Consider the following 14,485-nt stretch of genomic DNA (forward strand, 5'->3'; position numbering starts at 1 on the left):
ACTCCATGCCGCTTCAGTAACCTTTTGAACGATCGACCGCGGACGGGAAATTGCGTTCTCCCGCGAGATAACGGCGGACCGTATCGAGAAGAACGCGCCCGGCAGTTTCCGTCTGACTGACACTGGCTACGTGGGGCGTAATCAGCACACGCTGATCGTCCCATAGCGGACTCTCCGCAGGCAGCGGCTCAGGGCTGGTCACATCCAGAATGGCCGCACTGAGCTGTCCGCTGTCAAGCGCGGCGATCAGATCGGGTACGATAAGATGCGCCCCGCGAGCCACGTTGATGATCTGAGCCCCCTTCGGCAGGCGGGAGAACAGGCTGGTATTGAGAATGCCGCGTGTCGCATCCGTCAGTGGCAGCAGACACACCAGGATTTCCGAAGCCGCCAGAAACGCGTCCAGTTCATCCGGCCCGGCCCATGACGTGACCCCTTCAACCTCATGGCGGGACCGGCTCCACCCGCTACAGACGAAACCTTCCCTGGCAAGGGCACTTGCAACAGGCGAGCCAAGCGTTCCCATGCCCATGATACCAACCCGCCTCTGAGAAGCGATTTTGTTGTGCAGTGGCTTCCACTCATGCTGCCGCTGCTGCCTGACATAGGTCAGAATGTCACGGTGGAGCGTGAGCACCGCCCAGTTGACATATTCCACCATTCCGTCAGTCAGACCGGGTTCTATCATGCGAATGATCATCACATGATCAGGAATCTGGGTCATATCAAACTGATCGACACCGGCCCCGACAGAGAAAATTACTTCGAGATTAGGAAATAACGTCAGCAGATCCGCTGGCGGCTGCCATGTTGCAAGGAACCGCACATCCTCAGGATTCCCGGTTTCGGGCCAGACATGAAAGGGCAGATCGGGAAGCGCGCTCCGGAAGAGAGGCCCCCAGACATCCGCTCGTTCTTTTGTCGATTTCAGCAGGAATGACATTTTTTAAGTCCCCGTAATGGGAAGGTGAAAGACGATGGCACAACTTATCCGAAAGCCTGACCACACAATGCAAAGCAGGTCGCCTCGCCCGGAAGCGGTGGCACACTATCCGCCCGATCGGTTGTCATCGAAACGACAGTTCCAACACGCAGAAGCCCCCATTCGTCGAGAGCCGTCGCAATAACATCATTCTGCGGCATGTCCACACGCAGGAACTGACCGGCGCAGATCCCTGCCCAGTAAGCGACCATCGCAAGGGCAAAATTTTCGGACGTGGCCATGACCGGACCGGCAGCCTGCCCCCAGCCAAATTTGCGACAGAACGAAAACCCCAGAATACCACTTTCTGAATCGATAATAATACACCGTGCATCAGAAAGAAGGGACTCAATGAGGGACCGGCGGTCCATTTTTTTCGCTGCAGCGTCCATGGCGCAGAGAGCCTCAAGATCAGCCACCCCGGCAGGGCGTATGCGACAACCTTCCGGCAAAGGGATCAGCGGCGCGGTAGCAACATTACCCTGGTGCTGTTCGACAACACCCGTGTAGCGAAAGCCGGATTTTTCATAGAGCGGCACGCCGGCCGAGGTCGCGTTAAGATAAAGCGTATAGCCAGGCAACGCCTGGCGGGCGAGTGCCATAAGCTGTTTGCCAATGCCATGCCCCTGCCATGCCGGACTGACGATAATCATGCCCAGGCAGGCAGCCTGTCCGCCCCATTTCCACCAGAGGATTGTCCCGATCACGGTACCGTCCTGCGTCGTGGCGACAGTGCCCTGACCCAGATCCAGCATCTGCGACCAGTCGTCCTGCCGATGCGGCCAGGCCAGATCCTTCGACAACCGGGCCGCCTGAGGAAGATCGTCCGGATGCATGGGCCTGAACGCGATCTGCGTTTCCTGCTGATCTCTGTAGGTGGCGGTCCCGGTCAAGTGCCATTCTCCGGAAGAATATCCTCGATCAGAAAAGACTGTTTCACAATCGGGGATTTGATAACGATATAACTGAAGTATTTCTCGATACCGATGTTCAGATCGAGAAGATTTTCCATGATGGTCTGGTAATGCTCGACATCCCTGGTGATGAATTTCATCAGATAATCGTAGCCACCGCTGATAAGATGACATTCGACAACCGTATCCAGCTTGCGAACCTGAGCCTCAAACCGTGAAAAATCATCCCGCCGGTGATCGGAGAGCGTGATCTCAGTGAAAACCGTGAGAACAGACGTGATTTTCCGAACGTCAATCTGCGCACCATATCCGGTAATATACCCGGCTGACTCCAGTCGCTTGACGCGGATCAGGCACGGACTGGCCGAAAGGCCAACACGGTTGGCCAGTTCGACATTGGTCAGGCGTCCGTTGCGTTGTAGCTGAGTAAGGATTTTCAGATCGATCCTGTCCAGCTTGGGGGCGGGCTGCATGAGAAAGTCTGTCTCCGGAACGGATGGCGCTCAGCCTCCCCGCGAGGCTGAGCCAGGAACAATCGAAACGTTCTGATCAGAAAACGTCAAGGCCACCAAGATGCAGACTTTTCATTTCCAGGAACTCCTCCATGCCCGCATGGCCGCCTTCCCGACCCAGACCAGATTCCTTCACACCCCCGAAAGGAACGCTCTCCATCGAAATCGAGCCCGTGTTGTGGCCGATCATCCCGAATTCCAGCGCTTCCCCGACCCGCCAGGTCCGGCGAATGTCATCGGTGAAGAAATAACTGGCCAGACCAAACGGCGTGTTGTTGGCAATGCTGACAGCCTCTTCCTCCGTTTTGAAACGGAAGAGCGGCAGAACCGGGCCGAATGTCTCCTCGTGAGCCACCCGCATGTCAGTTGTGACACCTTCCAGCACAACCGGCCAGACAAAGCGTCCCTCAATGCGCAGCGGAGCCCCCACATAACGCGCGCCCTTCGCCAGCGCATCTTCAACATGCCCCCGCACTTTCTGCACAGCCGCCTCATTGATCAGAGGGCCAACCGTGCTGTCCGGATCAGTCCCATGGCCAACGCGCAGAGTCTCAACGCGGGACGCCAGTTCCGGCAGAAGCCGATCCCAGATGCCGTCCTGAATCAGAACCCGGTTGGCACACACACAGGTCTGTCCGGCATTACGGAATTTGCTCTGCATGATGCCATCGGCGGCAAGTTCCACACGCGCATCGTCAAATACCAGAAACGGTGCGTTGCCTCCCAGCTCGAGGCTGAGCTTCTTGACAGTGTCGGCACACTGACGAATCAGGATTTTTCCAACGCCGGTGGAGCCGGTGAATGTCAGTTTTCGAACAATCGGGCTGTCTGTCAGCACCTTGCCCACATCCGCCGGCCAGCCGGTCACAACGCTGAGCAATCCGGCCGGGAGACCGGCGCGTTCACCAAGAACAGCCAGCGCCAGCGCGGAAAACGGCGTCAGTTCCGAAGGTTTGATGACCATGCTGCAACCGGCTGCAATGGCAGGCCCGCATTTGCGCGTAATCATCGCCAGCGGAAAATTCCACGGCGTAATAGCCGCTGTCACACCAACAGGCTGTTTCAGAACCAGCACACGCCGGTGCGGATCAGCCGTCGTCAGAACCTGGCCTTCAGAGCGCGTTGCCTCCTCCGCATACCACTTGAAGAAAGAGGCCGCATACCGCACCTCACCCCGGGCTTCGGCCAGAACCTTGCCCTGCTCAGCCGTCATGATCCGGGCAAGATCCTCGACATTTTCCAGAATAAGCCGGTGCCATTCGGCCAGCACGGCTCCACGCTGTGTCCCCGTCGTGCGCTGCCATGCCACCTGTGCAACCCGCGCTGCCTCTATGGCGTCCTGCGTGTCCTGCGCCGTGCAGGCCGGAACATGGCCGACAAGGCTGCCATCCGCCGGATTGTCAACGTCAATCCGCTGATCGCCGGACGCATCGCGCCACTGCCCGGCAATAAAAGCCGCCTGGCGGAAAAGAGAGGAATCGTTCAGTTCAGGGGTCATGATGAGTCTCCGGAAACAGTGAATCAGGACAGGTCCTGCGTCGCGAGATGACAACTGATCAGAGCGCCTGCGGGGCTGCGCCAGACAGGTGGCACTGAAACCTCGCAGACAGCAATTCTGACCGGACAGCGGGCGGCATAGCAGCAGCCTTTCCCGGGGGAAGAAGATAGAGCAGACACGGTATCACTAGTCTGGCCACGCCGGTCGATGACCTCACTCAGCCAGTCCGCGCGCATCTCCGGAACGGAGTTCTCCAGGCGACGGGTATAGGGATGATGCGGCGGAGCCTCCAGTGCTGAAACCGGCGTGAACTCCACGCGATGTCCGGCATAAAGCACAGCAACGCGATCGCAGACCGAACGAAGCGCATGCAGATCATGCGTCACAAACAGCCACGCAATACCCAGTTCACGCTTCAGCTCCATCATCAGGTCGAGGATAGCCGCCGCAACAACCGTGTCGAGCGCGGCAGTGATCTCGTCACACAGCACCAGTCGCGGACGCGCCGCAAGCGCGCGCGCCAGATTGACGCGCTGCTTCTGCCCCCCCGAAAGCTCCGGCGGGAAACGATCAGCAAGCACGGACGGAAGCCGCACCATGTCAAGAAGACGCCCGATCTCAGCCTCCGTGGCGGCATCGCCGTTGAACGTGAGAACGCGGCGAAGCGTGTCGCCGACAGACATCGCGGGATTGAGAACGAGGTCCGCATTCTGAGCGACAAGCTGAATGTGCCGGCGCTGAGAGGCACTCCGCGCCTCGATCCGTGGCGCGAGCGCCTCCCCCTCAAACGTGATCCCGCCGCTCGTCCAGGGCTGAATTCCCGCAATCGCGCGAATCAGCGTGCTTTTGCCACAGCCGGACTCGCCAATGATGCCCATTGTCTCACCCGGCAGAACAGGCAGACTGACATTGCTGAGAATGGTATGGCGAGGACGCCCGTCAGGGCCTGCCCCGCCATAGCCGACCACCAGATCGCGGACATCCAGAACCGGAACAGCTTTCCCGGAATCCGTAACCTGCGCCGTGTCATTTCTGATCTGCGGCGTGTTGGCGGCAAGAAGAGCCTGCGTGTAGGCATGACGCGGCGCGCTCAGGATCTGCTCCGTCGTCCCTTCTTCCTGCACAACGCCGTTCTTCAGCACGACCGCCCTGTCAGCCATCTGCGCCACCACCGCAAGATCGTGCGTGACATACACCCCGGTGAACCCTTCTTCGCGCCTGACGGTACGAAAAGCCTCAAGCACCTCAATCTGGGTCGTCACATCAAGCGCCGTGGTCGGTTCATCAAAAATCACCATCTCCGGCCCGGTAATGAGGGCCGTCGCCGCCATAAGGCGCTGAAGCTGGCCACCGGAAAGTTCATGCGGATAGCGCGTACCGATTGTGCCAGGCGACGGGAGCGCCATCAGCTCAAACAGGAAAATCGCCCGTTCGATGGCAACCCGGCGCGGCATGATATGATGAAGCAGCGCCGGTTCGATCACCTGATCCATCAGCGGAAGGGCCGGATTGAAGGCAGCCCCCGCGTTTTGCGCGATATAAGCAATGGTTTTGCCACGAAAGGCCCGCAGTTCAGCAGGTGACATGTTCGTGACATCATAACCGGCAACACGAATGTTCCCGCCCGCGATGCGGCAGCCCCGCCTTGCATAGCCTGTCAGGGCGAGAGCAATGCTGGTCTTGCCAGAGCCTGACTCCCCGATCAGCGCAAGCATTTCCTTCTCCGCGACATCGAAGCTCACATCATCGACAATCGGCGTCTCAGGACCACGGCCCCGCCGCCCCGTAAGGCGGAGATTCCGGACGGAAATCAGGGGAGGGGGCTGTATGATGCCGCTCTGCGCCGTCATCAGTCCGGCTCCCCTCTGTTGCTGTCGAGCGCCAGATTCAGCCCCACCGTGAGCACCGCAATTGTCAACGCAGGCGCAATAACGGCAGGCGCGCCATAGACGAGGCCCAGCAGATTCTCGCGCGTCAGCGAACCGAGATCGGTCAGAGGCGGCTGAAGCCCGACACCCAGAAAGCTCAGATTGCTCAGCAGGCGCACGGCATAGATGAACCGCAGCCCGACATCGGCCATGACCGGCCCCATCATGTTGGGCAGAACCTCGCGCAGAACAATATAGCCCGCTTTTTCACCTCGCATCCGGGCCGCGAGAACAAAGTCGCGGCGGACAATGGAGAGCGCCAGCATCCGGCTCGTGCGATAGGAGCCGGGCATGTAAATAAGTGACATCGCCAGCACAAGCACCGGAACGGACGAACCAAACGCCGCCACGGCGACCAGAGCACTCAGGAGCGACGGAATGGAGATCACCCCATCCATGAAGCGTGACAGAAGCGTGTCGGTCACACCCTGCTTCAGCGCGGCAATCGTGCCGAGAAAAACACCCCCGGTACAGGCCAGAAGCGTCGCCGTGGCACACAGCAGCACCGTGCTGCTGGTGCCGCAGAGAAGGCGGGTGAGCACGTCACGCCCCAGATAATCCGTGCCCAGCAGATGATGCGCCGAGATCGGGGCGAAAACCGTCCGGCTCACCACCTCGCCTGGCGCAAAAGGCGCAAGCAGGGGGCCGAGCACCGCCAGCAGAAGCCAGAACAGGATCAGCGCGCCCGGAATACGTGGGATCGCGGCCCACCACCTGGCGAGAGACGCTACAGTCATGCAGCATGCCTCCGCTGTGAGGACAGAAGGGCGACAATATCAGCCAGGGTCGTGAGGAAGAGATAGGCCCCGCAGAAAATCAGCGCACAGATCTGAACCAGCGGGATGTCGCGGGCAGCGACCGAGTCCACCATCAGACTGGCGATGCCCGGATAATGGAACACCGACTCAACGATCACGACACCGCCGAGCAGATAGGACAGGCTGAGCGCGATAACGTTGAACAGCGGCGCGATGACGTTCGGGATCACATGGCGCAGAATAATATGCGCCGGCGACGCTCCCTTCAGAACAGCCATTTCCACCCACGAGGACCCGAGCGCGTCGATCATGACAGCGCGGGTCATGCGCGACATCTGCCCCACGATCACACAGGCAAGTGTCGTCACCGGCATGGAAAACGAAGCCAGAAAGCTGCCGATGGAGTGAATGTCGCTGATGCTGGCCAGGGCCGGCAGCAGATGAAGCTGAACAGAGAAAATGAAAACGGCAAGGGTAGCAATAAGAAATTCAGGAACGGAAACAACACAGAGCGTAAGAAGCGAGACAGCACGATCGAACAGCGTGTTGCGAAAGATCGCCGCAGTCGTGCCAAGCACCAGCGCCACCGGAACGGCAAAAAGCGCCGTCACGCCCGCAAGCAGAAGAGAGTGGATCAGCCGCTCGCTCGCCATCGCCAGAACCGGCCGGCGACTGACAAGGGAGACACCGAAATCGCCATGCAGAAGACCATTCACCCAGATAACAAACCGGACCAGAACAGGCTTATCAAGATTGAGGGAATGACGCAGAGCCGCGACCGCATCAGGTGTGGCGGCCTGCCCGAGCAGCGCGTCCGCGACATCCCCCGGCAGCACCGCCGTAATGAAAAATACAGCGACAGTCACGAAAATAAGTGACACCAGAGACGCACCGATAATCCGGAGAATCGCGCGGATGAGGGCTGCGTCCATGGTCATGCCGGCGCGCTTTCAGCCGGGCGCGCGCCGGCCCCGTCATCGACCCAGATAAAGCGCGAGAAATTATTCCCCATCAGATGGCCGCCCAGATACGGATGAAGGCCCTTTATTCTCTGATGGTAGCCATCCAGACTGGTAATGAAGTTTGGAATGCAGAGTCCGGATTCGTTATGAATCAGAGTTTGCATCTCGTAGTAGATCGCCTTGCGTTTTTCCTCATCGGCTTCGCGGCGGCTGAGTGTCAGAAGCTCATCGAAGTGCGGGCTGCGCCAGTGAGATTCATTCCACGGAGCGGCGGAGGCAAAGGCGACTGAAAACGTCATGTCGGCGGACACGCTTGCGTTGAGATTTCCGAAACCCAGCGGAAAATGCATCCATGACTGGCTCCAGTAGCCATCCGCCGGCATCCGCCGGACATCGAGCCTCAGGCCGATCCGGGAAGCCTCGTTCTGGAGCAGAACGGCGATATCGACAGACGCATTTGCTGCGGGTGAGCAGATCAGCGGCGGCAGATCCTGATGCAGAAAACCATTTTTATTCAGAAGCCATTTTGCACGATCGGGATCGAAAGTCGTCTGCGGGAGATCATGATTGTAATAACGGTCTTCAGGCGGAAGCGGCTGGTCGTTGCCCAGGCGGCAGAAGCCAAGCCAGACGGAATCCGCTATCTGATCACGATTGAAAAGATGCTTTATCGCCTGAACGAAATCCGCATTTTTCCCCGGACCGATATCCTGCCGCATGGCAAAATCTGTGTAGGTTCCGGTCGGGCTTTCCATCACGCCCATGCCGCGTTGCCGCAGCAACGCGACCAGACGTGGATTGACTTCCGCGATGATGTCCACATCACCGGAGAGAAGCGCATTGTGGCGGGCCATGTCGTCGCTGATCGAAATCACTTCAAGACTGTCGACCCATGCGCCGTCGGACTTCCAGAAATCAGGATTGCGGACAGCCAGAGAACGGATCCCCGGCTGAAACGCGGCGCAGCGGAATGGCCCGGTCCCGTTTGCTGTCTCGAAATTTTTCGTGCCGTTGCGGATGATCGCGAAATTACTCATGCCAAGAACGGACGGGAACGAGATATTGGGTTCGCAGAGTTCAATGATAACACCAAGCGGACCATCCGTCCGGACAGAACGCATCGCCGCGGCCTGAAAACGCACCTGAGAGGCTACCAGCGGATCACGATGCCGGAGCAGCGAATACACGACATCCGCCGATGTCAGCGTGGCCCCGTCGTGAAACTGCACACCGGAGCGAAGACGCAGCGTCCAGGTGCGGAAATCGTCACTTTCAATCCGCTCGGCAAGGGCCGGTCGCGGCACCAGGGCCTCGTCAAGCATGACGAGACCATCGTAAAACATGGCGCTCCGTATATAATCCGTGACCATAGACTCACGGGCGGGATCAAGCGTGTCGCTGAGTGATCCCGTGGTGGAGGCTACCCGGACATGCCCGCCGCGCACCGGCTGCACCGCCCGCGCGGGACATGAGCGCAGCGCAGCGCCACCGGCTACCGCCAGCAGAGCTCCGTGTTTCATCATGTCTCGCCGGCTCAGCATGCGCGGACTCCGATCATTGGAAACGACAGGACCAGGAAAGGCAGGATTCCGCGGGAACAGCCCCGCGGAGACAGTCGCGAATCAGAGCCCGATAACGCCGGGCAGACCGCCAATGTCCCTGATTTCAGTGTAGCCGTAATAAGGAGTGGAGGGCTCATGCCCGCGCGCCACGAACACCTTGTTGCGGATACCCAGATCGTGCGCCGTCATCAGGTCATAACGCAGCGAAGACGACACATGCAGAATGTCCTCCGGACCGCAGCCAAGATGGTCCAGCATGTATTCAAAAGCACGCATATGCGGCTTGTAGGCCTGTGCATCCTCAGCCGTGAAAACCGCATGAACGGGCGCGCCAAGTTTCGCCACGTTGGAATGGATCTGGCTGTTGGACGCATTCGAAAGGATGACGAGAGGAACCTCTTTCGCAACTTTCGACAGACCGGCAGGCACATCATCCCATGGCCCCCAGGTCGGAACCGCCTCATAAAATCTGTTCGCGATCGCCGGATCGAAGGCAATGCCCCATTTTTTGCAGGTACGTTCGACAGCGTTCAGCAGAACGTAGCGATAGGGCTGCCACGGACCAAGCACCTCATCCAGGCGATAAGCCGCGAAATCCTTACAGAACTGCTCCATGCCTTCCGGCGGCACAACATCGGCATAAAGCTCCCGCGCCATATCCGTCATGCGGAAGCGGGTGAGGGTGCCGTAGCAGTCAAACGTTACGTATTTCGGCCTGAACGTCGTCATGATCTGTCCTGTCCGTGCTGGTTAATGTTGCGATATGACAACATGCGGAGGAAAGCGGATGCCACTTCTTTTTCGTTTTTTATGGCAGAGAGTTTTGAATGACCAGAAAGTGGCAGCAGAAAATACTGTTAGAAAAACCTGAGGAAAAATCAGAAGCATAATATGCTTCTGACCCCGCCGGCCCATTCATGCCACCGCAGCCGATGCAAAGCGGGCAATGCTGAACGGAGCCAGTGGTATTTCCGTCTGTCCCGTCGCCAGCAGATCCGCCATCGTCGCTCCCACGCCCGGTCCAAGCTGGAATCCGGCACCGCAGAAGCCAAAAGCATAAAAGAGACCAGGCACAAGACTGCTCGCGCCCATCACCGGAAGATCGTCATCCGTGTAGCTCTCAATGCCCGCCCATGTGCGAATGATACGCAGACGGGCGAAATCAGGCAGAAGGCGCTCCATATGAGGCATCTGCCGCAACGTATTGAGCGGATCGAGCCTGGCTCGTTTTGCCTCCAGATCGACCGTGCTGCGCCGCCCCCCGCCGAATACGATGTTTCCACGCTCGACCTGGCGGAGATAGACACCCTCTTCCTCCACCCAGGAAGCGTAGCCGATCACCGGATGAATCCGGTAAGGCACCGGCTCCGTCACAGCCATTTGCGGCGCTTTGGGAACCAGAGGCAGATCCTCACCAAAAGCCGCCGCAACCTTGCGGGCCCAGGCGCCAACCGAAATCTGGAGCTGAGGGGCCACGAAACGCTGCCCCCCCGAGGTTTCAACAACAAAATCCTCGGAATTCTTGCTGATATTCAGCACTTCCGTGCGTTCCAGAACCGTCGCTCCGGCCCGCCGCGCCGCACGTGCAAAAGCAGGCGCGGCAAGACGCGGATTGGCATGCCCGTCGAGCGGCGAGAAAGACGCCAGATGCACATCCGGCGACAGCATCGGAAAGCGGTCAACCGCCTGCCGTCCGCTGTAAATCTCCAGATCAAGCCCGTAAGGCTTGCAATCCTCGGCATATTTTTCCAGCCGCTGACTGTCCTCTTCCTTAAAGGAAACGCGGACATGCCCGGCGGCAACAAACTCGACATCTTCCCCGATCAGTTCAGGCAGACGTCCCCAGAGCTCGCGGGAGCGATTGGACAGCGGAAGCTGTTGCAGAAATCGCCCCTGACGCCGCACATTCCCGAAATTGGTCCCGCTGGCATACTGGCCGACAAGATCACGCTCCAGCAGAATCACGGAAAGACCAAGCTGCCGCGCAAAGAACGCCGTCGCGGCACCCATCACGCCACCTCCGGCGATGATGACGTCAGCACGCCCTGCAATCTGTGTGGAAAGACTCATGTCACGACACCCCGGATTTTCGCAGGCAGCGGTTTGACCGGAGCAGCACTGCGGATGCGCCCGGCCTCTTCGATCGTGATTCCTCTCGCCGCGGCAAGAATTTCCGCCCCGGCAAGTCCGCACATACGACCCTGACACCGGCCCATGCCAACCCGGACGAACGCCTTGGCGCGATTGATTTCCGGGCTGTCCAGCGGCCCCGCCGCGCGACGGATATCCCCCGCCGTCACGTTCTCGCACCGACAGACAACCGTGTCGTCCGGCAGATCAGCCGCATGCCGCCACGGCCAGGGGAAGCCAGTCTCAAGACCATGCCGGAACGCGTTCATCGGTTTGAGCGCGGCCCGAAGCCGGGCCATCTCACCCTCCATGACCGGACGGCCCATATCCTGCAAACAGCGCAGCGCCGCCAGAGCCCCGGCACTTTCAGCCGCATCAGCACCCCGGATGCCCGCGCCGTCACCCGCCAGATAAACGCCCGCCCGCGATGTCGCGCCATCCCTGTCCGTGACCGGCAGCCACTGGCGCGATGTCGCGTCAAACGCAAAGTCACATTTCAGCAGATCGGCAAGCTGAGTTTCGGAACGAAGCCCATATCCCATGCCAACAGCATCGCACTCCGTCCGATGCGTCCGACCCCGGCCGTCCTTCCAGACCACAGCCCCGGCACAGAGCGTTTCCCCGTCCTGCCGCGCCTCAACCCGCACAGGCCGGATGCCGGACCGAAGCGTGACGCCGGACCGGGCCAGATCGGCCATGTAGCGCAACCCCTGCGCCAGAACGGCAGGTCGTCTCCGCAGACCGCCAAGACCACGCAGCCGCGTCGTCAGCGACGATGTATCGAGCACCGCGCGGGGCTTCACGCCAGCCTGCAAATACTGCCACGCCACCAGATACAGCAGCGGCCCGGTCCCCATGAACACAGGTGCCTGGCCAATTGCGCAGGCCTGCGCCTTCAGGGCAATCTGAGAGCCGCCGAGAGAAAAAACACCCGGCAACGTCCAGCCCGGGCAGGGCATGATCCGGTCCGTCGCGCCGGACGCAATGATGAGACCATCAAAGCGGAGAGCATCCGCCTGGCCCCGGCACTCGGTCAGAAGCATGTCGCCCGAAACGCCCCATGCCATCGTTTCGGGCCGATAGTCGACTGATGACCGCAGAGCCTCGAAGTCAGTGTGCAGAGCCGTCGCGGACGCCGCCGATGCACCATAGAGCTTCGTGGCGGGTCGCGTGAAATTCTTAGGCTGACGACGGTAAATCTGCCCGCCCTGGCGCTGATTTTCATCCAGAATGACGGGCCGCAGACCAGCGCAGGCCAGGGTCTGCGCGGCACGGGTTCCGGCCGGACCCGCACCGATAACGACGATTACGGGCGCGTCCATGGAACTTCCTTTGTGACGATGCGCAAACCCGGTGTCACAGACGTCGAACAGGCGCGGAGTTCATGTCCGTCCTCCGTCCACACGCGACAATCCTGACACGCTCCCATCAGACAGAAGCCTGCCCGCGGCATTTTATCAAATTCGTTGAAACGCAGTCGGTCCCCGGCAACGAGCAGAGCCGTGAGAATCGTGTCTCCCTCCAGCGCCGTCACCGCATGTCCGTCCACCGTAATGGCAATCTCCGGTCGCCCGGTTTCAGCAACACGCCTGAAAAGTCCTGTCATGGACGCCGGAATCTCCTCGCTTACGTGATGGCGCGGTCATGCGTTTCATGCCGCGCCCTGTTGTTTCCGATTCAGACGATGGCAGCGACAATCTCTTTGTCGTCCATCAGCGTGTTCAGAACACCCTCAATACGATCGCACAGAATATCTGTTTCTTCCACGGAACAGGTCAGAGGCGGCGCCAGCCCGATAATGTCGTCGCCAAAGGCCCGGAACAGCACGCCCTGCTCATAGCCAGCCTTCGCCATCTTCTTCGAAATACCAAGGGAAGCCGCTGGCTTTGTTTTGTTCTTCTTGTCGGTGACAAGCTCGATCCCTGCCAGCATCCCCGCCGAGCGAACATCACCAACCAGCGGATGATCCTTCATCCCCGCAAGACGCGTCGCCAGATGCGCCCCGGCTTTGACCCCGTTTTCCAGAACGCCGTTCTGATACAGATCCAGCACAGCCAGACCAATCGCGGCACTGACAGGATGCGCACTGTAGGTCTGGCCATGACCGATCGCAACGCCCGGCGGCGCCGCGTCCCGGATCGTGCTGTAAACGGCCTCGCTCATGAACACGGCGCCCATCGGGGCATAACCGGAGGTCAGACCTTTCGCGACGGTCATCATGTCCGGCACCACGCCTTCATGCTCACAGGCGAAAAGCGGACCGGTGCGCCCGAAGCCGGTGATGACCTCATCCGTCACAAACAGAATGTCCATCTCGCGGCAGGACTCGCGCATGGCCGTCAGCCAGCCACGCGGGGGAACGACAATGCCGCCGGAGCCCTGAACCGGCTCGCAGAAGAATGCAGCCACGTGCTCCGGCCCGCCCAGTTCCGCAATCTTCGCCCGCAGGGACGCAACAGACGCGGTGATAATGGCCTCGCCGTCCGGTCCGGCCGGATGGCGATACGGATCAGGACTCTCAATGTGGTGCTGCCAGGCCAGCGGCACGTCGGCATCCCGGTGGAAAGCGGCAAGAGCGGTCAGACCGGCCCCCGTATAGGTGCTGCCGTGATAGCCGCGGGCCAGACCGATCACATGACGTTTGCCCGCAGTGCCCCGCGCATGCTGATAAAACCGGATGAAGCGGAGCGCGCTGTCCACGGCGTCCGATCCGCCCTGAGAAAAGAACACCCGGTTCAGATCGCCCGGCGTCACCTCGGCCAGACGGGCCGCAAGCGTGATGGCCGACTCACTCGCAAAGCCGAAATAGCCCGTGGCGTAGGGCAGTTTCGTCATCTGCTCCGTGGCGGCTTTCACCACGCTGTCCTGACCATAGCCGACATTCACGCACCACAGACCGGCAAACCCGTCGAGCAGCGTATGGCCATGCATGTCCTTCAGCCACGCCCCCTGACCGGAGCTGAGAAGGCGCGGGCCGTGTTCTTCCTGATCGCGCCATGAAGAAACCGGGTGAATAAGGTGGGCGCGATCAAGTCTGGCAAGAGTCTCGGGGGTCATGGCGCTCTGCAGTCCGCTGTGGTGTCTGGTTTCTGAGCTATGAGCGGAACCGTGGAGAATATGTCACCGGAAAGGCCGGACGCAAAAGCAGATTGTGCCGTTCTGCCCGGTGACAACGAAAGGGTGCGTCAAATCGCTTTTCATCTCATTTTACATTTGCGCTGACCGGGGCAATGGGAAAA

The 14,485-nt window shown here is 59.9% G+C and carries 13 protein-coding genes; all 13 read right to left on the reverse strand.

Annotated elements, in window-relative coordinates:
* Positions 1 to 13 precede the first annotated feature (13 nt).
* Positions 14 to 943, reverse strand: coding sequence for a 2-hydroxyacid dehydrogenase (locus GOB85_RS08540; RefSeq protein WP_173577164.1), 930 nt, complete (start codon positions 941 to 943; stop codon positions 14 to 16).
* 44 nt (positions 944 to 987) lie between these two features.
* Positions 988 to 1,875 carry a GNAT family N-acetyltransferase gene (locus tag GOB85_RS08545; RefSeq protein ID WP_242011382.1) on the reverse strand — a complete coding sequence of 296 codons (888 nt, stop codon included), beginning with the start codon at positions 1,873 to 1,875 and terminating at the stop codon, positions 988 to 990.
* Positions 1,872 to 2,369, reverse strand: coding sequence for an Lrp/AsnC family transcriptional regulator (locus GOB85_RS08550; protein WP_173577163.1), 498 nt, complete (start codon positions 2,367 to 2,369; stop codon positions 1,872 to 1,874). Before GOB85_RS08550 ends, GOB85_RS08545 begins: the two co-directional genes overlap by 4 nt.
* Positions 2,370 to 2,445: 76 nt before the next feature.
* Positions 2,446 to 3,906 (reverse strand): NAD-dependent succinate-semialdehyde dehydrogenase, encoded by a 1,461-nt coding sequence (locus tag GOB85_RS08555; RefSeq protein ID WP_173577162.1) that lies wholly within the window; start codon positions 3,904 to 3,906, stop codon positions 2,446 to 2,448.
* A gap of 23 nt (positions 3,907 to 3,929) precedes the next feature.
* The gene (locus GOB85_RS08560; RefSeq protein WP_173577161.1) at positions 3,930 to 5,756 is read right to left on the reverse strand and encodes an ABC transporter ATP-binding protein; all 1,827 of its coding nucleotides are present in this window, start codon (positions 5,754 to 5,756) and stop codon (positions 3,930 to 3,932) included.
* Positions 5,756 to 6,571, reverse strand: coding sequence for an ABC transporter permease (locus GOB85_RS08565; protein ID WP_173577160.1), 816 nt, complete (start codon positions 6,569 to 6,571; stop codon positions 5,756 to 5,758). The genes GOB85_RS08560 and GOB85_RS08565 overlap by 1 nt, the downstream gene beginning before the upstream one ends.
* Positions 6,568 to 7,530, reverse strand: coding sequence for an ABC transporter permease (locus GOB85_RS08570; protein ID WP_242011383.1), 963 nt, complete (start codon positions 7,528 to 7,530; stop codon positions 6,568 to 6,570). The genes GOB85_RS08565 and GOB85_RS08570 overlap by 4 nt, the downstream gene beginning before the upstream one ends.
* A complete protein-coding gene (locus GOB85_RS08575; RefSeq protein WP_242011384.1) occupies positions 7,527 to 9,077 on the reverse strand; it encodes an ABC transporter substrate-binding protein in 1,551 nt (516 codons plus the stop codon). Before GOB85_RS08575 ends, GOB85_RS08570 begins: the two co-directional genes overlap by 4 nt.
* 99 nt (positions 9,078 to 9,176) lie before the next feature.
* Positions 9,177 to 9,845 (reverse strand): haloacid dehalogenase type II, encoded by a 669-nt coding sequence (locus tag GOB85_RS08580; protein ID WP_173577158.1) that lies wholly within the window; start codon positions 9,843 to 9,845, stop codon positions 9,177 to 9,179.
* 186 nt (positions 9,846 to 10,031) lie between these two features.
* Positions 10,032 to 11,186 (reverse strand): NAD(P)/FAD-dependent oxidoreductase, encoded by a 1,155-nt coding sequence (locus GOB85_RS08585; protein ID WP_173577157.1) that lies wholly within the window; start codon positions 11,184 to 11,186, stop codon positions 10,032 to 10,034.
* Positions 11,183 to 12,568, reverse strand: coding sequence for an FAD/NAD(P)-dependent oxidoreductase (locus tag GOB85_RS08590; RefSeq protein ID WP_173577156.1), 1,386 nt, complete (start codon positions 12,566 to 12,568; stop codon positions 11,183 to 11,185). Before GOB85_RS08590 ends, GOB85_RS08585 begins: the two co-directional genes overlap by 4 nt.
* Complete coding sequence (locus GOB85_RS08595; protein WP_146891284.1) at positions 12,553 to 12,852, reverse strand: (2Fe-2S)-binding protein; 300 nt, start codon at positions 12,850 to 12,852, stop codon at positions 12,553 to 12,555. Before GOB85_RS08595 ends, GOB85_RS08590 begins: the two co-directional genes overlap by 16 nt.
* A 71-nt stretch (positions 12,853 to 12,923) precedes the next feature.
* Entirely contained in the window at positions 12,924 to 14,303 is a 1,380-nt protein-coding gene (locus tag GOB85_RS08600) for an aminotransferase class III-fold pyridoxal phosphate-dependent enzyme (protein ID WP_173577155.1), read from the reverse strand.
* Positions 14,304 to 14,485 lie beyond the last annotated feature (182 nt).

The sequence above is a fragment of the Acetobacter fallax genome (assembly GCF_011516735.1).
GTDB classification, from domain to species: domain Bacteria; phylum Pseudomonadota; class Alphaproteobacteria; order Acetobacterales; family Acetobacteraceae; genus Acetobacter; species Acetobacter fallax.

What these genes read in the sequence shown, in the direction of transcription:
- GOB85_RS08540 (WP_173577164.1), bottom strand. Translation starts at nt 943, where the DNA reads ATGTCATTCCTGCTGAAATCGACAAAAGAACGAGCGGATGTCTGGGGG.
- GOB85_RS08550 (WP_173577163.1), bottom strand. Translation starts at nt 2,369, where the DNA reads ATGCAGCCCGCCCCCAAGCTGGACAGGATCGATCTGAAAATCCTTACT.
- GOB85_RS08555 (WP_173577162.1), bottom strand. Translation starts at nt 3,906, where the DNA reads ATGACCCCTGAACTGAACGATTCCTCTCTTTTCCGCCAGGCGGCTTTT.
- GOB85_RS08560 (WP_173577161.1), bottom strand. Translation starts at nt 5,756, where the DNA reads ATGACGGCGCAGAGCGGCATCATACAGCCCCCTCCCCTGATTTCCGTC.
- GOB85_RS08565 (WP_173577160.1), bottom strand. Translation starts at nt 6,571, where the DNA reads ATGACTGTAGCGTCTCTCGCCAGGTGGTGGGCCGCGATCCCACGTATT.
- GOB85_RS08570 (WP_242011383.1), bottom strand. Translation starts at nt 7,530, where the DNA reads ATGACCATGGACGCAGCCCTCATCCGCGCGATTCTCCGGATTATCGGT.
- GOB85_RS08575 (WP_242011384.1), bottom strand. Translation starts at nt 9,077, where the DNA reads ATGATGAAACACGGAGCTCTGCTGGCGGTAGCCGGTGGCGCTGCGCTG.
- GOB85_RS08580 (WP_173577158.1), bottom strand. Translation starts at nt 9,845, where the DNA reads ATGACGACGTTCAGGCCGAAATACGTAACGTTTGACTGCTACGGCACC.
- GOB85_RS08585 (WP_173577157.1), bottom strand. Translation starts at nt 11,186, where the DNA reads ATGAGTCTTTCCACACAGATTGCAGGGCGTGCTGACGTCATCATCGCC.
- GOB85_RS08590 (WP_173577156.1), bottom strand. Translation starts at nt 12,568, where the DNA reads ATGGACGCGCCCGTAATCGTCGTTATCGGTGCGGGTCCGGCCGGAACC.
- GOB85_RS08595 (WP_146891284.1), bottom strand. Translation starts at nt 12,852, where the DNA reads ATGACAGGACTTTTCAGGCGTGTTGCTGAAACCGGGCGACCGGAGATT.
- GOB85_RS08600 (WP_173577155.1), bottom strand. Translation starts at nt 14,303, where the DNA reads ATGACCCCCGAGACTCTTGCCAGACTTGATCGCGCCCACCTTATTCAC.